Origin of the sequence: Tardiphaga sp. OK246, assembly GCF_900188215.1 — a bacterium.
Lineage (GTDB): Bacteria > Pseudomonadota > Alphaproteobacteria > Rhizobiales > Xanthobacteraceae > Tardiphaga > Tardiphaga robiniae.
On sequence record NZ_FZOX01000002.1, the window covers coordinates 279383 to 301004 of the forward strand.

Consider the following 21622-nt stretch of genomic DNA (forward strand, 5'->3'; position numbering starts at 1 on the left):
GGTTCGCGCCTTGCGAATCTTACTCGTATTCTTTGGAGACGTTCCGCGATGGCGTTGTCGAGCATGACCGGCTTTGCGCGAAGCCACGGCACCAGCGGGCCTTACAGCTTCGAGTGGGAGCTGAAATCCGTCAACGCCAAGGGCTTCGACCTGCGCTTCCGGATGCCCCCGGGTTTCGACGAAGTCGAGGCGGTCGCCCGCAAGCGCGCCACTGAAGTGCTGTCACGCGGCACGGTTTACGCGAACCTCACCGTTAAGCGCAGCAACGCGGCCTCGACCGTGCGGATCAACGAAGAGGTGCTGAATTCGGTGCTGCGTATTGCCGCCGAATTGGCCAGCAAGATCGACGCCGTCGCGCCGAGCGTCGATGGCCTGATGAATATCAAGGGCGTGATCGAAGTGGTCGAGCCCGAGGCTGACGAGGCCGAGGACAAGGCGGCGAAGGCTGCCGTGGCCGCAGCATTCGAAGAGGCCCTCACCGCGCTGGTCGCCATGCGCAAGCGTGAGGGCATGACGCTTGGTGACATCCTGTCCCAGCGTCTGAATGAAATCGAGGCGCTGTCGAAGAAGGCCGAGGCCGCGCCCGGCCGCAAGCCGGAAGCCATTCGTGCACGACTTGCCGAACAGATCGCGACGTTGCTGGAAGCCTCGGATCGTTTCGATAGTGATCGGCTAAGCCAGGAAGCGCTGATGATGGCAACCAAGGCCGACATCCGCGAAGAGCTCGACCGCATCGCGTCGCACATTTCGCAGTCGCGCGAGATGATCAAGAAAGGCGGTCCGGTGGGACGGCGGCTGGATTTCCTGTCGCAGGAGTTCAACCGCGAGGTTAACACCTGCTGCTCGAAATCCAACGATCTGGAATTGACCAGCACCGGCCTCGAAATGAAGAACGTGGTCGAGCAATTCCGTGAACAGGTACAGAATCTGGAGTGACCATGTCCGGGGGCAGCCGAAATTTTCAAGAAGCTGGCTTTGACGGAGTCGAGCGGCGCGGGCTGATGTTCGTGCTGTCATCGCCATCCGGTGCCGGCAAGACGACGCTGACGCGGCTGCTGATCGACCGGATGCCGGGGCTGCAACTGTCGGTCTCGGCCACGACGCGCCCGATGCGGCCCGGCGAGGTTGACGGCAAGGACTACATCTTCGTCGACAAGCCGCGCTTCGAGAAGATGGCCAAGGGCAATGAACTGCTCGAATGGGCCACGGTGTTCGATAACCGCTACGGCACGCCGCGTGCGCCAGTGGAAGCCGCGCTCTCAGCCGGCAATGACGTGCTGTTCGATATCGACTGGCAGGGTACGCAGCAATTGCGCGAGAAGGCGCGGGCCGACGTCGTCAGCGTCTTCATCCTGCCGCCCTCGGCGGCCGATCTCGAAAAACGACTTCATACCCGCGCGCAGGATTCGGACGAAGTGATCCGCGGGCGCATGAGCCGCGCCAGCCACGAGATGAGCCACTGGGCCGAATACGACTACATTGTCATCAACCACAATGTGGAAGAGGCCTATAGCGAGGTGCAGTCGATTCTCAAGGCCGAGCGCCTGAAGCGCGAACGCCGCACCGGCCTGACATCTTTCGTGCGCGGATTGCAGCAAGAACTCGAAGGCTAACATTATGCAGGCATTGTTCTGGAATGAGCGCACGCAGCAGCTCAGCGATGGCGCACGGCTATTCGATCCGCTGGCGCTCACGTGGCGTGATGATGCCGTGGAGCAGGGTGGAGAAGCTGTGACGGCTTCCGAGGCGTTGCTGCGGCTCGCAGTAACGCGCAAGCTGCGCCGCGTGCCGATCGGCATCATCGGGCCGCGAGACGCGACACAAGCGCAACGCGATCTCGCCGAACAGATGGGCGCAGCATTGGCGCGCCATGGCCTGCAACTGTTGTGCGGCGGCAAGAACGGCGTGATGGAAGCTGCGTGCAAGGGCCACGCGCAGGAAGGCGGCATGCCTGTTGGTCTGCTGCCCGATGAGGAATGGCACGCAGCCAATCCCTATGTTGCGATCCCCATCGCAACGGGCATCGGCCCCGCACGGAATGCCATTATCGCGCGCGCATGTCTCGTGCTGGTCGCGATTGGCGGAGGTGTCGGGACACTCTCGGAGATGGCGCTGGGACTACAGTTCAATCGTCTGGTGCTGGCGATGGCCGATGCGCCAGAGGTGAATACGGTCGAGCGCGTCGCTGATGTCGATGGCGTCATTGCTCGCATCGCAGCACGCCTTCTCGCAAATGCATAACTTTGCCGCTCTGTCATAAAACTGATATGCCGCCGTTATACTGAGGCGCAGACTTCAGCATCACATTTGACAGGGGACATGGCTCGTGCCGTTCGTCGCGATCGCCTATCTGATTTTTCTCGCGGCGCCAGTCCTGTTGTTGTTCGTCGGCTCTTTTGGAGAAGTCTGGAGCGGGACGCTGCTGCCGTCAGGCTTCACCTGGCGCTGGTATCAGGAAGTCGCCGGCGATCCCAGCTTTCGCCGCGCTTTCATCACCAGCCTGAAGATCGTCGCGACCACCTGCATTCTCAACATCCTGATCGGCCTGCCGCTCGCTTACGCCATTCATGCCGGCGCGCGGGGTGGTGTGCGGCTCGCGGCGCGGATCGTCACGCTGATGCCGATTGCCGTGCCCGAACTGGTTCTGGCTTTCGGCTTCATCCTCGTCTTCTCGTCGGACGCATTGCCGTGGCTCGGCAGTTTTTGGCTGCTGGCGGCGGGGCACCTCGTATTGACGCTGCCCTATACGGTGACGGCTCTTGTCGCCGATATGGATCAGCTCGGGCTCGCCGAATATGAGCACGCAGCCGCAACGCTCGGCGCATCGTTTCCGGCACGTATGTGGGACGTCACACTGCCGCAGCTGCATACGAGCCTGCTGTCCTGCATGCTGACAGTGGCAGCGCTGTCGATCGGTGAATTTCAATTATCCAATCTGGTCTCTGGCTTTCTGTCGCGCACCTATCCTGTGGTGCTGTTGCAGGCGTTCTATGGCGCGACGGGCTTTGCCTGCGCGGCCACCGTCGTATTGCTTGGGCTTGCGATGATCGCATCGCTGACCAGCGGGCTGACGGCGCGGGTCACCGGCCGGCGTAAAGTGGGGGCAGGCGCGTGACGCTGCGATACGATCAAGTGAGCTACAGCTATCCCGGCACGAGCACTGGTGTGTTCGACATTGCCCTGGAGATCGGCCGCGGCGAATTGCTGGCGATCATCGGCGCGTCGGGGTCGGGCAAGTCGACGATTTTGAAATTGCTGGCGGGATTCCTCAAGCCTGACACCGGGCGCATCCTGATCGATGGCAAGGATGTCGGAGCGTCACTGCCCGAGGCGCGTCGTCTGGGTGTCGTGTTTCAGAACTATGCGTTGTTCCCGCATATGCGGCTGTGGGAAAACATCGCCTATCCACTGAAGGTGCGCGGTATCGCCAAGCAGGAACGGCGCGCGCGGGCCATCGAGATGCTGGGACGTGTCGGCATGGGCAAGCGCGCGGAAGACTATCCAGCGGAATTGTCGGGCGGTCAGCAGCAGCGCGTCGCGCTCGCGCGTGCGTTGGTGTTCGAGCCGCAAGGCCTGCTGCTCGACGAGCCGCTGTCGGCGCTCGATGCGGGGTTGCGACTGGAAATGCGTGACGAAATTCTGCGTGTGCAGCGGCAGGCAGGAATCGCGACATTGCTGGTGACGCATGATCAGGAAGAGGCGTTGTCGATTGCCGACAAGGTCGTGATGATGCGCGACGGCCGCATCGTGCAGATCGGCACGCCGCGCGAATTATACGAGACACCGGCCGATGCCAGTGTCGCGGCCTTTGTCGGTCAATCCAACCTGTGGCCCGGCAGCATTTCCGGTGACGGCATGGTGACAACGCCGGTTGGCGCGCTGGCCTGCGACACGCAGGGCAAGAGCATCGGTGCGAAGGTCACTGTGTTCGTGCGTCCTGAACGGGTCGAGCCGATCACAGGACCCGTCGATGCGAGCAATCCATGTTGCTTCGCCGGCTCCATGTCCGCCGACCGTTACCTCGGCCCTGTCAGGCGCATCGATATGGCCGTCGCCGGCGGGGCCATCCGTCTCGAAACCCATCTGCGCGGGCCAATCACCGGCGTGACGATCCCGCACGATGCCATCCGCCTTCTTCCCCCGACCTCATAAAGGAGATCGACATGAACCGACGCAAGTTTCTGAGCGGCGTTGCCGCAGCTTCCCTCACGATTGCCATCAGCCCGGCCGCATGGGCCTTCGAAGGCGCCGAACTCTATGCCGGTGAAAAGGCGCTGTACGAAGCCGCCCGCAAGGAAGGCCTCGTCGTGTCGTTCGATACCGGGCCGACCTGGGCCAACTGGGCCAACCAGTTCAAGGCCTTCCAGAAGCGCTATCCCGGCGTCGAGATGGTCTATAACGATCTCGGTTCGGCCGCGACCGTCGTCGCCCTCGACAAGGCGCGCAATCGCCCGCAGGCCGACACGGCCTATTACTTTGCAGCGTCCGCTCTGGACGCAGCAAAGGCTGGCGTCGTCGATGGTTTCAAGCCGGTGAATTTCGACAAGCTCGCCGATCCGCTGCGCGAGGCCGAAGGCCGCTGGTTCACCATCCACACGCTGAGCGTGGCGTTTCTCGTCAACACCAAGCTAGTCAAGACCGTGCCGCAGAGCTGGGCGGATCTTTTGAAGCCGGAATACAAGAACGCCATTGTGTATCAGGACCCGCGCTCGACGGGGCAGGGCCAGGTGGTGGCTTTCGCCGCGGCTTTCGGCAATGGCGGCAGCATGGACAATGTCGCGCCGGGTATCGACTATCTGGGCAAGCTGACCAAGGCCGGCAATGTGCTGCGCACGGTCGGCACCACGCCTTACGCGCAGTTCCTGAAGGGCGAGATCCCGATCTGGATCGGCTACGAGAACGATGGTTTGAAGGCCAAGTTCACCGACGGTCTCGGCGATGGCGTGTCTGTCGTCATTCCGAAGGAAGCTTCAGCCGCCGCGCCATACGCGATCTCGCTGGTGAAGAACGGCCCGAACCCGAACGCCGGCAAGCTCTGGCTCAACTTCATCATGAGCGATGAAGGTCAGAAGATCTTCGCCGAAGGTTATGTGCGTCCGGCCGTGCCCGGTGTCGCCCTGCCGCCGAGCGTTGCCGACAAGATGCCGGCCGCGCCGCAGGTGCAGGCGATGGATATCGCCAAGGCCACCGCGAAGAAGGCCGAGATCGATGCCGGTTGGGCCAAGGCCGTCCTCGGTCAGTAAACTGAATTAACAGGCGATCCCCGCATCAGCGCGGGGATTGCCTCTCTCGTCATGCGGCAACAAGGACCACGATGAGCGCCCGCGTTCCGACATCCATGCTCGCTACGTTTGCCGTGCCTGGCAGCGTGGTGCTGGGGCTGTTCTTTCTGATCCCGGTTTGTGCGGTGCTGGTCGGCGCCTTTGCGGATGGCGGCAGTGCGTTCGGTCGTCTCGCGGGCGATCCCGTGTTCTGGAACGGCCTGCGCGGTACGATGGTGCTGGGCACCGTCGCACCGCTGTTCTCGCTCGTTGTCGGCTTCTGCGTTGCACTTGCGTTGGCGCGGTTCGCGCCAGGCCTCCGTACGGCAGCCTTGATCGCGATCTCGCTACCGCTGACATTCTCTGGGCTGATCGTCGCTTACGGTTTCATTCTTCTGCTCGGCCGCGCCGGCTTCGTGACGCTGCTGCTCGCCAAACTGGGCTTCGATCCCGCAGTGATCGGTGGCTTCATCTTTTCACCGGTGGGTCTGGGGCTGGCCTATTCCTACTATCTCGTGCCGCGCGTCGTGTTGATCGTGCTGCCGGCGATCAGCAATTTCGATCGCAACCAGATGCTCGCCTCGCGCTCGCTCGGTGCGGGGAGTTTCCGAACGCTCATTGAAGTGATGCTGCCGCAGATCCTGCCGAGTCTGATCGCCGCCTATTGCCTGACGGCCGCAGTTGCCGTCGGCGCCTATGGCACCGCGCTGGCGCTCGCCGGCACGCAGGTAAATATCCTGCCGCTGGTGCTCTACAGCAAGATCTCGGAGACGGGGACCGATCTGCCGGCCGCATCCGCAGCATCGATCGTGCTGGTTGCGATCTGCGCCGTCGTCGTGGCGATCGGCGAGGCGATGCGGCCGCAGCGCAAGTCGTAGTCGCTGCCGCCGATCATTGCTTGCTGGCCGTCCAGCGACCGGTGCAGCCATTCGACATTTGCATCGAGCCGCCGCCACCGCGGCCGGACAGGCGGCCGGTCATGACCGCGCTCACACTGCCGCTGCTGCCGACCCCTTGCAATGCGCCGCTTGGACTGATGCTACCGCCCCCGCCGACGCTCCCACCGGAGATCGTCAATGTGCTGCTGGCGGTTTTGCCCGTGCACACCGTCGACTGACCGGTGAAAGCGATCAGCCACGTGCCGTCGAATCTGGCGGCGCTGCCGCCCTCACCAGCGCCGCGGCGGGCCGGAGCGGCACGCTGCTCGGATCGCTCGCGGCGGGCTGGTTTGGCGGCAGGCGGCTCGGAGGACGAGCCGGACAGCGACTTACTGTCATTGCCGAGACTGCCGCCGGTTGCGCCCTGACTCCATGCGTCGCTGCCGCCGAGTGCGATGACGAGCAGACAGGGGAGGATGACGGATTTCATGATGATCTGCGGGATTGTCATGGGCGCTTACTGCTTGCTTGCGACCCAGCGGCCCGAGCATCCATCGGATCGCTGGAAAACTCCCGAGCCGGTACGGCCGGAGAGGCGACCCTGGCTGGTGACGCGGATACCGCTGTAGTTTCCGCTTCCGCGCACTGTCCCGTTGGCGCTGACCGGGGCGCTGCCGTCTTTGCCGATCATCCTTCCGTTGGCCACGACAAAGCTTTCCGTGAATGTGTCGGAACAGCCGGAGGTGCCTACGCTCGATATCGACCAGGCGCCGTCGAAATTTCCGCCGCCTCCCGCGCCCTCGCCACGGTTGCGCGGCGCGGTCTGACGGCGCGGCGCGCGGCGTTCGGAGCTTTCGCGTTGGGCAGGCGCCGCTGATCGGGATTCGGGGGAGGAGCCCGACAGCGTCTTGCTGTCGTTGCCAAGGCTGCCACCGGTTGCGCCTTGCGCGAAAGCCGCGCCCCCCGAGAGAAACAATACGGCCGCGCAAGTCATCAATCCGGATCGAAAAGACATCGCAATCAGCTTTCAAAATAGAGGTGTTTACAATTTCGCGTCAGGCCCCACCGTTGCGTTGGCGCAGATGGCGCCGACGATCAGACATGATTTTCCTGTCTTCGTGCATTGATCGATGGCCGCATCGCGCGCCTGCGCGAGCGTGGGCCGCGCGACAAGCGACCAGTTGCCGCCGAGAGCTGCGAATGCACCGCAATTCGCTCCGTAAAATGACAGTTCGAGCGGGCAGGCAGCCGTGCCGCATTGGGCGCGTGCCTTGGTCACGGCTGACTTGCGGGACGGTTGGTCCCACGACATGCCCCATTTCTTGTTCTTGATGTCATAGACGATCGAGCCCCATTGTTTCTGGTCGCTCGCGCTGCGCAAACGCTGCAGCAGGCCCTCGGTCGCCTCTCCCGTTGGTGGCATGCCGCCTTTGACCTGGAAATCGCGGATCGCAACCGCGATTCCATTCTTGCTGTTCAGCGGTTCGGGGTCGAAATTCAGCTCATAAAGCCGGTCGCTGATTTCCGTAAGCTTGATTGGATCGGTGATCGGCAATTTGTCGAAGTCGATCCGCGGCGCATCGGGCAGGCGTGCTTCCTGCACGGGCTTCTGCGGCACGACGAGCGGCACGGTGGCGGTTGGTGCCACGAAGTAGAATGTGCCATCGATCGGCGATGACGACACCCAAGGCTGTTGCGAGCCGCCGGTGGCGCGCTTCACCGCAAGGCCGACCTGATTGAAGGTCTGGAAAATATCGAGCCCGGCCTGACGCACAGTACTTGCCAGTGCCTTGGTGTAGGGGCTGTTACCATCGCTGCCATCCTGCGCCACGCTGCCGGGCTGGGTCGCATAGGAGATCAGGGTGCCTTCCGGTGCGCGCATCTGGGCAAGGCCGCCTTCCGAGGCGCGCAGGCCACGCGACCCGAACGGATTGTTCCGGCAGGCATCGAGGATGACCATGTTGAGGCGCGTGCCGGAGCCCTGCATCTGGCGCAGCACCAGATTGATATCGACCATCTGGAAATCAACATCCGCCTCGCGGGTGGGATTGGCGTTCACCGGCACGAGGTAATTGGAGCCGCTGACCTGCACGCCGTGGCCCGCGTAATAGAACAGGGCGACGTCAGCGCCCTGAACCTGCCGGCCGAAATTCTGCACGGCGAGATCAAGTGCGCTTTTGTCCAGGTCCAATTGCGCAGTGCCGCCGATCAACGTGAAGCCGAGACCGCTCAGCGTCTCCGCCATCAGCTTCGCGTCGTTCTTCGGGTTATCGAGGCGGGTGATGTTCTGGTAGCCGGAGTTGCCGACCACAAGCGCAATGCGCTTCTCGGCCAATGCAGCGCTGACCGAGAGCAGCAAAGTCAGGGCTATCAGCGCGGCAATTCGCGCAAGCGACCTGACCGGTTGGACGAAATGGTCCATGAATCCCATCCTGCAATGGGACATATCCTAGCCCGGATCGCATGAAGCGCAATCCGGGCCAGAGCCTGAGTGCAGTCTAATTCAGTTGGTCAGCATGATCCGGCCGACGACCTTCCCGGCGCGCAGTTCATCGATCCACTTCTGGGCATCGTCCATCGGCTCCGCCTTCATCGGCGTCGGCTTGAGCTTGCCTGCGCGGGCCAGCGCCATCAGCTCTTTGGCTTCCTCAAGCGTGCCAACCATGAAGCCCTCGATGGTCATGCGCTTATAGATCCATTGCACCATGGGCAGGCTGAATTCGCCGCCCATCAGGCCGGACACCACGATCTTGCCGCCGCGCGCCACGGTGGCCACCGCGAAGTTCATGGATTTGTCGTTGCCGGCAAAGTCGACCACGCCATCGAAGCCTCCATCATTTTCCTTCACCATGCGCTTGGCGACATCGGGCTCGGAAGGGTCATAGGCGAAGGCGGCGCCGTTATTGAGCGCGGCTTCGCGCGCGGCGGGGTTGAGGTCGGCCACCGAGATCGGCTGCTTGAACATCGCCTGCGCCAATGCGAGGCCCGCCATGCCGACGCCGCCGAGACCGACCAGCAGCAGGTTGCGCTGTCGCGGCCGATCAACGAGACGCTTAAGCGCGCCATAGGCGGTGATGCCTGAGCACATCAGCGTGGCCGCCATGTTGATCGGCAGCGGATCGTAATCGAGCAGATACTTCTCGTCCGGCACGAGGACATGCGTCGCGAAACCGCCGTCGAGCGACACGCCGAGGAAGCGGTTCTTGGCGCAGAGGTTCTCATCGCCCGCAAGGCAATCGCGGCACTTGCCGCAGCCGATCCACGGGAAGACGGCCTTCTTCTTGCCGATCAGCGATTGATCGCCATCTGGACCGACTTCATCGACGATGCCGGCGATCTCGTGGCCGAGGGTGAAGGGAAGCGTCATGCCGCGCGTGGTGTCGAGCTTCTTGCCGCCGCCGAGATCCGCATAGCCGTCCTGGATGTGCAGGTCGGAATGACAGAGTCCGCAGCACTCGATGCGGACCAGCACTTCCTTGCCCTGCGGCTTCGGTGTGTCGACGATGGTTTCGCAGAGCGGAGCGTCGAATTTCACCAGAGACTGGCGTTTCATAAGAGCCATTTTTGTTTTCCCTAGACTTCGTTGCATCCTAGCAATCACAGGATGGGGGCGAGTTCAAGGGTGCGAAAGAGCGCGAGGTTCGCACCTGCGCCACACATGCGGAAGGTCATGCCGTGCGCGTGCGGGCCCGTGCTGCTCGGCGGATACTGAGCCGTCTGAGGCGGGACCAGTCCGGGGAGATCTGTTCCGGCGTGGGTTCGACCAACACCTGGAGCAGCCGCGCATAGTCGAGGACCAATCCGGGTGTCCAGGCCATTGCTTCGGCGCGCTGCCGCAAGACGCCCGCGACCCATAATTCGGGCGTGACCGCCGCCCGGAAAAATGCGCGCCACGGTCGCTCGGTGCGTCCGAGTACGCCTTCGAGTGCTGCATCGAGCGCGTGTGCCACGGCAGTCGAGCAGTTGCGGCTGGTGAGGTTGTAGGTCGTATCAATGCGGTAAGTCCGCCAGAAGTGGCGGACGCGAACGCGATCGATGCGCGTGAAACGGATATGTTCAGTGGCCTCGCACCATCCCTCTGCTTCCTCGGCATAGCTCGGCTGAAAACGACCCGGAAGATCGTTCTCGACGCCAGCGCGCAGCACGCGGCCGAACTCATCCGGCGCGCGATCGATTTCGACGGCGGGGTAGTGGCTGACATAGACATTGGGCGCGAGTTCAAGTGCTGCATGTCCGGTGGAGACGATGCCGTTGGCATCGACAGCTGCAATGTAGCGGTCCACCAACGGTCGGCGCCGCGCGCTGCGGCCGGGCCCTGTGGGTGTCCAGACATGCACGACGAGATCGTCCTTGCCGGCATCATCCGGCGTGGCGGGCACCCACAATGCGGTCGGAAACGCGCCGCCCACCAGCATCGAGATCGGTGCATCCGGTGGCAATCGCCGCAAGCGATTAGCCAGCAACATCGTGCTCAACCCCGATACGATCAGCAACGCGCCGATGTTGAAGCCGATCGTGCCCTCGTACCAGGTCGGCCATGGTTCCAGCGTGGTGGCGGCCAGCATCAGTTCGATCACGCCAGCACCGATTGCCATCCGCCAGTTCTCGAAGCGCACCACCCAGGCACTGACGATGCGCGCGCTGCCGTCGAGCAGCAGCACGCCGCCCAGCAGCATCGCGATCAACAGGTTGGAATGACGCGGCTGCGCGATGATGATGATGGCTGGTACGATCAGGATAACGGCCTTGGCGAACTGATACGGCCTGCGCGTGACGGCAAGCAGGGCAGCCAGCAGGCTGACAATGCCTTCCAGCAGCAGCAGGTAGCCGAAATAGTGCGGTCGCACGATCGTGCTGCCATCGAACGCGTCGATCACGATAGCGAGGCCCAAGGCGGCCCACAGCACGCCGATCGCGAGCAGCAACCGCCAGCGCCGTTGCACCACTTCCGCGCCCAGCAGGAGGAGCAGCAGTCGTATCATCGGTTGCCCATGATCCCAGTTTCCAGGGCCAGATATAGCCAGCGGATGATTAATGTTTTTATGCGAGGAGCCCGGCTCTGGTCGGCATCTATGCTACGATGGGACTGATGTGGGGCGCAGGCGCGCTGATCGGCCCGGTCTTCGCCGGCGTTGCGATGCAGGGACTGACGCACGGACTACCAATGTTCGTGGCGTTCGTTTGCGCCTGCTTCAGGTGCGCGGCAATCTGCAGTCCTGCGCGCGACATCAGGGCGCCGGCGTGATGCTCTTTGTCTTTCTGATCTCTGATAATTCGCGTGCCATTGCGACAAAACCTGACACCGGAACCGTCTCGGCACGCCGGGTAACATCGACATCGGCAGCTGCGGCGAGCCGCTCCGGATCGACGCCGAGGGACTTCAGGCTCTGCCGCAGCATCTTGCGGCGTTGGTTGAAGGCTGCGGCCGCCACCTGTTCCAGCAGGCGTCGTTCGCAGGCCTCTGGCTCTGCGCGGGGAACGAGGCGCACGACCGATGACGTCACCTTCGGGGGCGGCGTGAAGGCGGCCGGCGAGATGTCGAACAGGATTTTGGTGTCGGCGCGCCAGTTCGACAGCACGCCGAGCCGGCCATAGGCCTCGTCATCTTCGACCGCAACGATGCGTTCGGCGACCTCGCGCTGGAACATCAGCACCATCATGTCGTACCAGGGCGGCCACGGCTCGGTGCACAGCCAGTCGATCAGGAGCTGCGTACCGATATTATAGGGCAGGTTGGCGACGATCTTGGCGCGCTCGCCTGATAGCATCGGGCGCGGATCGAAGGTCTGGGCGTCGCCGATGACGATCTCGAGCCGACCAGGATAGTGCGCGGCGATTTCCTTGAGCGGGCCGAGCGCGCGCTCGTCACGCTCGACGGCGATGACGCGCCTGGCGCCCGTCGCCAGTAATGCACGGGTGAGGCCGCCGGGGCCGGGGCCGACTTCGATGACCGTGCAATCTTCCAGCGGGCCGGCGGCGCGGGCGATGCGTGCGGTGAGATTGAGATCGAGCAGAAAATTCTGGCCGAGCGATTTGCGCGCCTGCAGATCGAAACGTTTGATGACGTCACGCAGTGGCGGCAGATCGTCGATCCCGCTCATGCGGATTGCGTCGCGGCCATGCGAGCTGCGAGTTTGAGCGCGGCGATCAGGCTCGACGGATTGGCGCGTCCGGTGCCGGCAATATCGAAGGCCGTGCCGTGGTCCGGCGAGGTTCGGATGAAGGGAAGGCCGAGCGTGACGTTGACGCCATCATCGAAAGCGATGGTCTTGATCGGGATCAGGGCTTGGTCGTGATACATGCAGATCGCGCAGTCATAGGTCGCGCGGGCTGCCGGATGGAACATGGTGTCGGAGGGCAAAGGCCCTCGTGCGTCGATGCCTTCGTTCTGCAATACGGTGACCGCGTGCATGATGAACGCCTGCTCCTCATCTCCCATCGAACCGTCTTCTCCGGCATGCGGATTGAGGCCAGCAATTGCCAGTCGTGGCCGCTTGATGCCGAAACGGGTCTTCATGTCGTTGACCACGATGCGTGCGGTGGCAGTGATCAGCGGGCCGCTCAGTTGGGCAATAGCATCGCGCAGCGAGACATGGATCGTGACCGGCACCACGGCCAGTTCGGGCGACCACAACAGCATCACCGGCAGCGGGACCTTTCCGTCGCGGGCGGCAAGCTCGGCGAGAAATTCGGTGTGACCTGGATGGGTGAAACCGGCGCGATAGAGCACACTCTTGGCGATCGGATTGGTCACGACGGCGCCGGCATGGCCGGCTTCCACGTCCGCGACCGCCTGACGGATCGAGACAATGGCTGCGGGTGCGCTGGACGCGTCAGGACGACGGGGAGGCGCGGTGACCGTCTGCCCGATCGACACCACCGGTAACGCGTCAGCAAACGTCTCAGCGGCACCGGCGGGCGTTACATCGGCCAGCCTGACGTCGAGGCCGAGCGTCTTAGCACGTTCCGCCATGAAGTCTCGGTCACCAAGCAGATAGAACGGGGGCAGGTCGAGTTCGTGCCGACGCAGCCAGGCAGCGATGGCAATGTCCGGGCCGATGCCGGCCGGTTCGCCCAATGTCAGCGCAAGAGGTTTGGTCATGGTGCCGCCCTAAGCCAGTCGCGGCCTAAGCCGGATCGGAAACTACCGATATTCGATCATCGCCGCTTTGCGCACTTCCTGCAGGTAGGATTTCGACTTCGCTTCGAATTTGTCGGCAAACATCTTGTCGCGGACTTCCCGCTTCTTCGGTGTATCGACCTTGGTTGGCTTGCGCGCGCATAGAGCGACCATTTCGACACCCTGGCGGGTCACTTCCGGAGGCGTGAGACGTCCGATCGGGGTCTTGTCGAGCAGTTCTCGCAGCGACGGCGGCAGATCGGCAGAGGTCTTGACGACCGTATCGCGGATGGTCGCATTCTGCATCGACTTGAAGGTACGGTTAGCGTCTTCGCAGCTCTGGATACGCTCGCGTAGCCCTTCGGCTTCCTTGTGCCGCGCTTCCATCATGCCGGACGCCGCTCCGCGGGGCACGACCAGCACAACCGGTCGCATCTGATATTCGAACGCTTCGGTCATCGCGTCGCCGCCGGCGCTCTGGACGGCTGCATCGACTTCCTTTTCGCCGACCTGCAGGCTCTGCTTGAAGCGCCCGCGGACGATCGCGTTCCAGACCATGTCGGCCTTCAATCGGCTTTTCAGCGTGTCCGGGCGGATGCCTTTGGACGCCAGTGACTGCACCAGCTGATCCGGCGTGAGGCGCATGCGCGAGCTCATGTTCTGAAATGCGCCATCGACTTCCGAAGCACCGGGATCGACGCTGTATTTCTTGCCTTCCTTGATCTTCACCTTTTCGCTGATCAACTCCTCGATCACGTCCTGGCGGCTGTTCGTCTTCGCGCCGGACAGTGCATTCAACTTGGTGCGTTGCTCGATATCGAAATTGGTGATGGGCTCGCCATTGACCATAACGGCGACGGATTGGGCCCGAGCCGGCGATCCCGCGCAAATGAAAAGGGTAACTGCCGTCGCCAAAGTGGCTTGCAGAACGCGTCCGGAAATCATCGTACCCATCATTGTCTAAACCGCGGTGTCAAAGCTCTCTTGAAAGCAGAATTCGCATACATCGCGACGGAAAACGGAGATTTCACGGCACAAACGACCGATACTAGTAAGTGCCGCCGGTTCCGCTCGCAGACGTGGTATTACCAATTGTCCGCAGGCCAATCTGGAACATGAATGAATGGCTCAGAACGGGCGGCGTGCTCAGGTTAGTCACGTAGTTGTAGGACGTGACATAATTGACGCCGAGCACGAAACAATCGTCCACATAGCCTGCGCCGACCGTGTACTGGTTGATCTTGTTGGCCTCGAGATCCCAGCGCGCGCCACCGGTGACTACCCAGTTCGATGCCAGTTTGATCGAGCCGGTGCCAAGGAGGCCTTCGCGGCGGGTGAGGTAGCCCAACTCCGCCTGCGGTGCGTAGTTGCCATACATTAGGCTGACCGACCAGCGGTCGAAGCTTGCGCGACCCTCCGCCTCAAAGCGCGACACGTTACCGGTCGCCTCGTCGATCCGCGCACGCGTGCTGACCGTGTAGGTCCGGTTCGGCGAATAAGCGAGGCTGGCGACATAGTCTGACCGTGAGGTAGCCAGTCCGGAGTCGACACCGGTGTTGGTCGTATCTGCGACCGCGAACGAATTCAGGCCGAACAGCTGATAGGATTGGCCAAACAGGACTTTGACGGAGCCGCCACGATCGAACTGCGTGGTGGCCTGCACGCCTACGTTGGCGCGGCCGCCGCCTTCGACACGGTCGTAACCGGAGAACTTGTTGACGCTGAACAAATTGCTCGCGTCGAAGCTCATGCTCTGCGCGTCTTCGTTCGGCAACTTACCGGCGTAGGTTTCGTTCGGACGAATGATCACCTGAGCGATGGGTTCGAGGGTCGTGGTGCCCCACGGCTGAACGTTGATGAACGGATAGCGATATTCGAGGCCCACGGTCGGCATCACCCGCAGTGCGGTCGTGTCGCCGGTCGGCAGGAAGTTGGACACGCCGGGCTGGTTTGAGATCGAGGCATCGATCGCATCGACGCGCAGGATCGCGAACGGCGTGAAGATCTGGCCGAACGAGTCCGTATAGGAACGGCGCCACTGTGCTTCACCAGTCACGCGGTTATAGGTGCCAGGAATGCCGTTCATCAGGCAGTTTGTTGGCGTCCGTGAGGCCGTGTCCGCTGAGAGAATATTGCAAGGGCTCAAGCCGGTCAGTGGATCAATCTTACTATTGATTGCAGTGAACGCAGCCTGATCACGGCTCAGGCTGGTCATGTTGAACTTGTAGCTGAACTCGCCGCCCAGAATGTTCTGGTTGAGCACATTGTTGTAATCGATCACCGGGTGAATGACCGGGACCTGGCTCTGATTACCGGAGAAGCTCAGGTAGTAGATCGTGCGTGCATCGAAGAAGCTACGCTTGCCGACGCCCGTTAGATATAGTTGCGAAACGGCCTCCGTCTGCAGATTCAAAAACGAGGCATAGGGATCCCGGTACATCGACAGCCGGTAGTCCTGCAGGAAGTTGTAATCGCTGAGTGCGACCGCGTCCCAGCCCCAGACCCATTTGTCGTTCAGCGCGAACTGGCCTTTGGACTCGACTCCGCCGCGCCAGTCTTTGTCGCCGACCGTGTTGGCGAAGGCGCTGCGATCCTGCTGATTGATGCCATAGGCACGGATCTGGTAGGCGCCATCCATCAGGCGCTGCCGGAACTCGCCTTGCATCAACAGGCCCTGCTTGCTGGTGTAGCGTGGCGAGATGGTTGCATCGTAATCAGGCGCGATCGCCCAATAGAACGGCGTTTCAACGCCGAAGCCTGTATTGGTGTTCTGCGTGAAGCCCGGCATCAGGAAGCCGGTCTTGCGCTTCACCGTCGGATCGGGCGTGGAAAAATACGGGATATAGGCGAGGGGAACGCCGAAAAACTCGATCCGGGCGTCCTCGAAATACATCATCTTTTCGGTCTGGTCGTGGATGACACGGGCACCCTTGACCTGCCACAGCGGCGGCTTCTTCGGATCTTCCTTACAGGCGGCGCAGGCCGTGTAGACACCGTTCTGGAACACGGTGTAGTTGCCGGCGGTCCGCTCGGCGCGCGTCGCGGCCATGCGGGTCGCATCCGCGGTATCGACACGCAGCGAATCCACGAAACCGTCGCGGTAGTCGTCGCTGAGATCGAGCAGGTTGGCATAGGTGATCTTGCCGTCGGCGTCCGTCATGCGGACATTGCCTTCGGCGTGCAGGCGCTTGGTCTTCTGGTCGTAGATGACCTTGTCGGCTTCGACGGACGTGCCGTTGTAATACATCTGCACGCTGCCGACTGCGGCGACGCGCGAGTTGTTATAGTCGTAATTGACCTCGGTGGCCTGGACCAGCATCTGCCCGGTCTGGGCGGCAGGCGGCGGCTTCGGCCGGGTGGCGGGGCGATTGTAAGTGAAACTCTGGGCAGCCGCCGGGGTCGTCGCCGCGACGCCAAATGCAGCCGCCAGACCCAAAACGGTTGCGAGCACCGGGGCCAGTACGCCAGACGTGCAGAAACGGTCACCGCGCACGGTCATGCGCAGCTTCCAATCAAATGCCTGCTCACGGAGGGCGGCAAACACAGCCACTATCCGTCCTCCTGGTACAACAAGGCCAAAAAGCCGGTGAGGCCGCCCACACACACAGGCAGCCACGCCGCAGCAATCGGATGCATCAACTCAGCCTTGCTCAAATCTTCCGTAACTTTCGACAGGACGTAGAGCAGAAAGCCTGCGCCCACGCCACTCAAAACCATCTTCTGGACACCGCCCATCCGAAAGAACCTCAGGCTCACGGAAGCAGCCAGCATCACCATCGCAACCAGCAAAAACGGCTGTGCGATAAGCTTATGATACTGCAAGCGATACCCCGCCGTCGCGAAACCCGAACTCTCTGAGGATTTGATATACGAAGGAAGTTGCCAAAATGACACTGTTTCGGGGGTCGAAAAACTGTTTCTGACCTGCAGCGGGGTCAGGGTCGTGGCCAGGTACATGCTGTCCTGCTCAACCACGGGCGAATCGAGGGTGTAGCGTCGCACCCCTTTGAACAACCAGCGGCCGGGCTCCAGCGATGCCTCGCGAGCTTCGATCCGTTCCTTGAACTGGGATTCGGTGTCGAACCGGAACACGGTCAGGCCGGTCAGGCGGACGCCCTGCTGCTCGCTGCGGGCGGCATTGATGATCGATTGGCCCTCGCGGTTGACCTGGTTGATCCAGAAGCCGGAGGCGTCCTGGACGCCGCCGCCGGGCGCATCGCCGAACATCTGGGCCTCCATTCGCTTCGATTCCTCGCGCAGGTTGGTCGACAGGGGATTGTAGCCCACGGTCGCCAGCACGCCCAGGACGAGGGCGCTGGCCAGCGCAGGGGAAATAAACTGCCAAGCCGAAACGCCGGCGGCGCGGGCGACCACCAGTTCGAGCCGCCGCGATAGCGCGAGATAACAGGTCATGGCGCCGATCAGGATGCAAAACGGCATCATCTTCTCGAGCAACTGGGGCACCCGGTACAGCGACGTCTGCGCCACCATCAGAGCGGAGGCCGAGGCCAGCCCGGAGGTGCGCCTGACCATCTCGATGTAGTCGACCAGCACCAGCAGCATGAAGATACTGATGAACACGCCCAAGGCTGCCACCAGGAAGCGACCGGCGAAATATCTGCCGATGGTGTTGGTGATCATGTTCATGCGGTGGCCGGCCGTCGGAAGAGGCGCAACAACCGCTCGTTGGATCTATTGATTGCTTCCACCAGCTTCGCCGGCGGTTCCACCACAATGCCGGCAGAGATGATCCAGAAGCTGACGCCGATCGCTGTCGCCAGCAAGGCATATTGAAGCGGTGCGGCGAAGTCCGATTTCGCTGCCACGACGGAGCAGGCAAAGCCCGCCATGCGTAGGCCGAACACCGCGGCAATTGCGCTGCCCATCGAGAAGTTGCGGCTCTGCCGCGTCGTCCGTGGCGATCCCAGGAATGCAAAGGTCAAGGCGGCAAACGCCAGCGGATAGATTGGCGCCATCAAGCGGTCGTGCATCTCGGCGCTGAACTGCCGCGGCACCTGCTTGTAAAGCGGGTCATCCACTGGCGGCACCATCAGTTCCCAGAGATATCGTTCACGAATTCCGTAGGTGACGTCCTGGCTGCGATTAGAGAACTTCGACATATCGAAAGCGTAGCGGCCGAACGCCACCATGGCGGGGTCGGTCTTGCCCGTCTCAAAGCGCTGCAGATTGCCGTCTTCCAGGATCAGGAACGAGCCATCCTTGTTCTTCAGCACCGTGCCATGGTCGGCAATGATGGTGACGCGCTCTTTGGGATCGCGACGATCGTCAACGAAAATCCCGACCAGCAATCCGCCGGGCTGACGCTCCCGGACGCGGATAGTCAGGTTCTGGTCGAGCTGCGCGAAGCGGCCTGGCTGCAGGATATTCGCCAGCACGTCGGCGGTGATCTCGGCGTCCCAGCGCTTCAGCCGGCGCATACCATCCGGTGCCAGATATGAGCCAATGAAAGCCACGAGCAGCGATACGACCATTGTCGCGAACAGGAAGGGACGAAACAGCCGTCGCGGTGATAGGCCGGCGGCATTCATCACGATGATTTCGGAGTCGGTCGCGAGCTTGGTCAGGGTGTGGGACACCGCGATCATCAGGGCGATCGGAGCAATGATCAAAACGAGAACGGGAATCGCCAGGCTGGTGACGCCGAGGAAGGTCAGAATGGTCTGACCCTGGCTCGTCATCAGGTCGATTCCGCGCAACGCTTGCGTGATCCAGATCACGCCCGTCAGGCTGACCAGAACCACCGCAAACGACGCCAGCGTCGTGCGGAAAATATACTTGTCGATAGACCCCATCGGTCCGATCAATCCCCATTCCGGCCGTTAAAGCCGCCCGCATGCCCAATCCCGCAAGGGGACCCCCAAAGGACATGCCGCGATCCCTACAAGCCCATCATCTCACTTAGCATCCCTTTGATTGGTCAACAAAATGGCCGGGGGATGGCTCGCTCAAGATATGGTTAATTATGTGCCCGATGTGGCCCTCGGGCCACTGAAATGCTTCGCAACCCGCGTGGCGACGAGGAGTCGGATCCGTCGGTGGGGCCTATTCGTTGGCAAGGCCGTCACCTAAGGCCAGAGTCGACACATTCGGACACAGGTATTGCCCGAATCGTGGGTTACGGGCGGTTTGGTTTCCCTCGGGGAAACATAAGAAACTATCGATCCTTGGCGGTTTCGGTCAGAACCTGTCTTGACGGCTCACGCTGCGACGACAACAAAACACTTGAACCCCGCCGCACTGACCGGATTCCGCGCCGACCCCTGCGACAGCCCTGATCTTCTGGAGGAATTTGCCATGTCCGACGCCGTCAAAGTCGGCTTCGTCCCGTTTGCGACTGCTGTGCGCGGTGCTCTTGTGGTGTTTTGCGACGAAACGCTGAAATTCGGTCCTGCCACGACCAAGGCTCTCGGGGACGCCGCAGCAACTGTGAAGCGCGCGGCTACAACCAGCAAGTTCAAGGGTAAGAGTGCATCGACGCTCGACATCCTGGCCCCGGACGGGATCAAGGCGTCGCGTCTCATCGTGATCGGCACCGGCAAGCCGGCCGATCTGAAGGAGACCGATCTGCTGAAATTTGGCGGCGTGCTCGCCGGCAAGGTCGGCAGCAGCAGTGATGCAGTAACCGTGATCGCCGAACTCGCTTCGGGAGCCATGACACCTGAACAGGCGGCATCGGTCGCCTCGGGCGCGTTGCTGCGCGCCTACAAATTCGATCGTTACAAGACCAAGAAGAAGGATGCTGACGAGGCGTCCGGCAATGTCGCGGTTTCGTTGGCCGTCAGCGACGTCGCTGCAGCCAAGAAGGCCTTTGCGCCGGGCAATCATATCGTCAACGGCGTCGTGCTGGCCCGCGAACTCGTGAATGAGCCGCCGAACGTGCTGTTTCCCGCCGAATTTGCGCGCCGCGCCGGTGAGTTAAAGAAACTCGGCGTCACGGTCGAAGTGCTCGACGTCAAGGCGATGACCAAGCTTGGCATGGGCGCGCTGCTTGGCGTGTCCCAGGGATCGGTGCGTCCCGGCCGCATGGTGGTGATGCGCTGGAACGGTGGCAAGAAGGGCGAGCAGCCCGTCGCTTTCATCGGCAAGGGCGTGACCTTCGATACCGGTGGCATCTCGATCAAGCCGGCCGGCAGCATGGAAGACATGAAGGGCGATATGGGCGGCGCAGCCTGCGTCGTTGGCCTGATGCATGCACTCGCGGGCCGCAAGGCCAAGGTCAATGTGGTCGGCGCCATCGGCATCGTCGAAAACATGCCGGATGGCAACGCGCAGCGTCCGGGCGACATCGTGACGTCGATGTCCGGTCAGACCATCGAAATCATCAACACCGACGCTGAAGGTCGCCTCGTACTGGCCGATGTGCTCTGGTATGTGGCGAAGAAGTTCAAGCCGAAATTCATGGTCGATCTGGCGACGCTTACCGGTGCGATCATGGTCGCGCTCGGTACCGAATATGCTGGCATGTTCTCCAACAATGATGAACTCGCAGAGCGTCTGTCCACCGTGGGACAGACCACCGGCGAACGTGTCTGGCGGATGCCGCTCGGTCCGGAATACGACAAGCAGATCGACTCGCAATTCGCCGACATGAAGAACACCGGCACCCGCAATGGCGGCTCGATCACTGCGGCGCAGTTCCTGCAGCGTTTCGTCGACGATACGCCGTGGGCGCATCTCGATATCGCCGGCACCGCCATGGGCGCGCCGAAGACAGAGATCAATCAGAGCTGGGGCTCGGGTTACGGCGTGCGGCTGCTGGATCGGCTTGTGGCCGACTATTACGAGGCGAAGAAGTAGTCCGACACGATGACCGAGGTCCTGTTCTATCACCTGCAGAACATGACGCTGGAGAGCGTGCTGCCGCCGCTGCTCGAGAAGTCACTCGAGCGCGGCTGGCGTGTCGTCGTGCAATCCACGTCAGAAGAACGCGCCGATGCGCTCGATGCGCATTTGTGGACCTATCGTGACGATTCATTTCTGCCGCACGCCACCTGGCGTGTGGCGGACGCTGCGGATCAGCCGATCATTCTCGCGATCGAAGAGGGGAATCCCAATCGTGCCCAGGTCCGGTTCCTTGTGGACAGCGCAGCAGTGCCGGCGGATGCCGACGGCTATGAGCGCATGGTGCTGATATTTAACGGTGACGATTCCGATGCGCTCGCTGCAGCGCGAGCAGCCTGGACTGATTGTAAGGCGAGGGGCTTTACGGCCACTTACTGGCAGACCGATGAACGTGGCCGGTGGCAGCGCAAGAATTAGCTGCCGATTGGCGATCTGCTGCAATTAATGATAATTGTAGATTTCCTCACCGGTATCTGCCGCTGTGTCATGGTGGTGCCGCA

20 protein-coding genes are annotated in these 21622 nt (G+C 62.0%); 9 read left to right on the forward strand and 11 right to left on the reverse strand.

What is annotated here, in order from left to right:
- Window positions 1–48: 48 nt before the first annotated feature.
- The 7 genes from CHC01_RS08720 (at window position 49) to CHC01_RS08750 (ending at window position 6139) form a co-directional block, all read left to right on the forward strand.
- Window positions 49–936 carry a YicC/YloC family endoribonuclease gene (locus tag CHC01_RS08720; RefSeq protein WP_089263939.1) on the forward strand — a complete coding sequence of 296 codons (888 nt, stop codon included), beginning with the start codon at window positions 49–51 and terminating at the stop codon, window positions 934–936.
- A 2-nt stretch (window positions 937–938) separates the two neighbouring features.
- On the forward strand, window positions 939–1613 hold the full coding sequence (gene gmk / locus CHC01_RS08725) for a guanylate kinase (protein WP_089263940.1): 675 nt from the start codon (window positions 939–941) through the stop codon (window positions 1611–1613).
- Between the two features lie 4 nt (window positions 1614–1617).
- Window positions 1618–2241, forward strand: a complete 624-nt coding sequence (locus CHC01_RS08730; protein WP_089263941.1) for a TIGR00725 family protein — start codon at window positions 1618–1620, stop codon at window positions 2239–2241.
- Between the two features lie 85 nt (window positions 2242–2326).
- Window positions 2327–3115, forward strand: coding sequence for an ABC transporter permease (locus tag CHC01_RS08735; protein ID WP_089263942.1), 789 nt, complete (start codon window positions 2327–2329; stop codon window positions 3113–3115).
- Window positions 3112–4152 carry an ABC transporter ATP-binding protein gene (locus tag CHC01_RS08740; RefSeq protein ID WP_089263943.1) on the forward strand — a complete coding sequence of 347 codons (1041 nt, stop codon included), beginning with the start codon at window positions 3112–3114 and terminating at the stop codon, window positions 4150–4152. Before CHC01_RS08735 ends, CHC01_RS08740 begins: the two co-directional genes overlap by 4 nt.
- 11 nt (window positions 4153–4163) lie before the next feature.
- Window positions 4164–5243 (forward strand): extracellular solute-binding protein, encoded by a 1080-nt coding sequence (locus CHC01_RS08745; protein ID WP_089263944.1) that lies wholly within the window; start codon window positions 4164–4166, stop codon window positions 5241–5243.
- Window positions 5244–5314: 71 nt separating this feature from the next.
- Entirely contained in the window at window positions 5315–6139 is an 825-nt protein-coding gene (locus tag CHC01_RS08750; protein WP_244558275.1) for an ABC transporter permease, read from the forward strand.
- 13 nt (window positions 6140–6152) lie between these two features.
- On the opposite strand, the gene CHC01_RS08755 is transcribed toward CHC01_RS08750, so the two are convergent.
- From CHC01_RS08755 to lptF, 11 genes are all read right to left on the reverse strand, one after another.
- A complete protein-coding gene (locus tag CHC01_RS08755; protein WP_089263945.1) occupies window positions 6153–6629 on the reverse strand; it encodes a hypothetical protein in 477 nt (158 codons plus the stop codon).
- A gap of 27 nt (window positions 6630–6656) precedes the next feature.
- A complete protein-coding gene (locus tag CHC01_RS08760; RefSeq protein ID WP_244558276.1) occupies window positions 6657–7133 on the reverse strand; it encodes a hypothetical protein in 477 nt (158 codons plus the stop codon).
- A gap of 48 nt (window positions 7134–7181) precedes the next feature.
- Complete coding sequence (locus tag CHC01_RS08765; RefSeq protein ID WP_089264638.1) at window positions 7182–8561, reverse strand: caspase family protein; 1380 nt, start codon at window positions 8559–8561, stop codon at window positions 7182–7184.
- Between the two features lie 81 nt (window positions 8562–8642).
- Entirely contained in the window at window positions 8643–9701 is a 1059-nt protein-coding gene (locus tag CHC01_RS08770) for an alcohol dehydrogenase (RefSeq protein WP_089263947.1), read from the reverse strand.
- Window positions 9702–9807: 106 nt separating this feature from the next.
- The gene (locus CHC01_RS08775) at window positions 9808–11121 is read right to left on the reverse strand and encodes an HdeD family acid-resistance protein (RefSeq protein ID WP_089263948.1); all 1314 of its coding nucleotides are present in this window, start codon (window positions 11119–11121) and stop codon (window positions 9808–9810) included.
- A 246-nt stretch (window positions 11122–11367) separates the two neighbouring features.
- Window positions 11368–12240, reverse strand: a complete 873-nt coding sequence (gene rsmA, locus CHC01_RS08780; protein ID WP_089263949.1) for a 16S rRNA (adenine(1518)-N(6)/adenine(1519)-N(6))-dimethyltransferase RsmA — start codon at window positions 12238–12240, stop codon at window positions 11368–11370.
- Complete coding sequence (pdxA, locus tag CHC01_RS08785) at window positions 12237–13241, reverse strand: 4-hydroxythreonine-4-phosphate dehydrogenase PdxA (RefSeq protein ID WP_089263950.1); 1005 nt, start codon at window positions 13239–13241, stop codon at window positions 12237–12239. Before pdxA ends, rsmA begins: the two co-directional genes overlap by 4 nt.
- A gap of 42 nt (window positions 13242–13283) precedes the next feature.
- The gene (locus CHC01_RS08790) at window positions 13284–14213 is read right to left on the reverse strand and encodes a SurA N-terminal domain-containing protein (protein ID WP_414716906.1); all 930 of its coding nucleotides are present in this window, start codon (window positions 14211–14213) and stop codon (window positions 13284–13286) included.
- Window positions 14214–14307: 94 nt separating this feature from the next.
- A complete protein-coding gene (locus tag CHC01_RS08795) occupies window positions 14308–16758 on the reverse strand; it encodes an LPS-assembly protein LptD (protein WP_089264640.1) in 2451 nt (816 codons plus the stop codon).
- 50 nt (window positions 16759–16808) lie between these two features.
- Window positions 16809–17906 carry an LPS export ABC transporter permease LptG gene (gene lptG, locus CHC01_RS08800; protein ID WP_089263951.1) on the reverse strand — a complete coding sequence of 366 codons (1098 nt, stop codon included), beginning with the start codon at window positions 17904–17906 and terminating at the stop codon, window positions 16809–16811.
- Window positions 17903–19072, reverse strand: coding sequence for an LPS export ABC transporter permease LptF (gene lptF, locus CHC01_RS08805; protein WP_089263952.1), 1170 nt, complete (start codon window positions 19070–19072; stop codon window positions 17903–17905). The genes lptG and lptF overlap by 4 nt, the downstream gene beginning before the upstream one ends.
- 502 nt (window positions 19073–19574) lie before the next feature.
- Here lptF and CHC01_RS08810 point away from each other — a divergent pair.
- Both CHC01_RS08810 and CHC01_RS08815 read left to right on the forward strand, forming a co-directional pair.
- The gene (locus tag CHC01_RS08810) at window positions 19575–21077 is read left to right on the forward strand and encodes a leucyl aminopeptidase (RefSeq protein ID WP_089264641.1); all 1503 of its coding nucleotides are present in this window, start codon (window positions 19575–19577) and stop codon (window positions 21075–21077) included.
- Between the two features lie 9 nt (window positions 21078–21086).
- Entirely contained in the window at window positions 21087–21539 is a 453-nt protein-coding gene (locus tag CHC01_RS08815; RefSeq protein WP_089263953.1) for a DNA polymerase III subunit chi, read from the forward strand.
- Window positions 21540–21622: the final 83 nt, after the last annotated feature.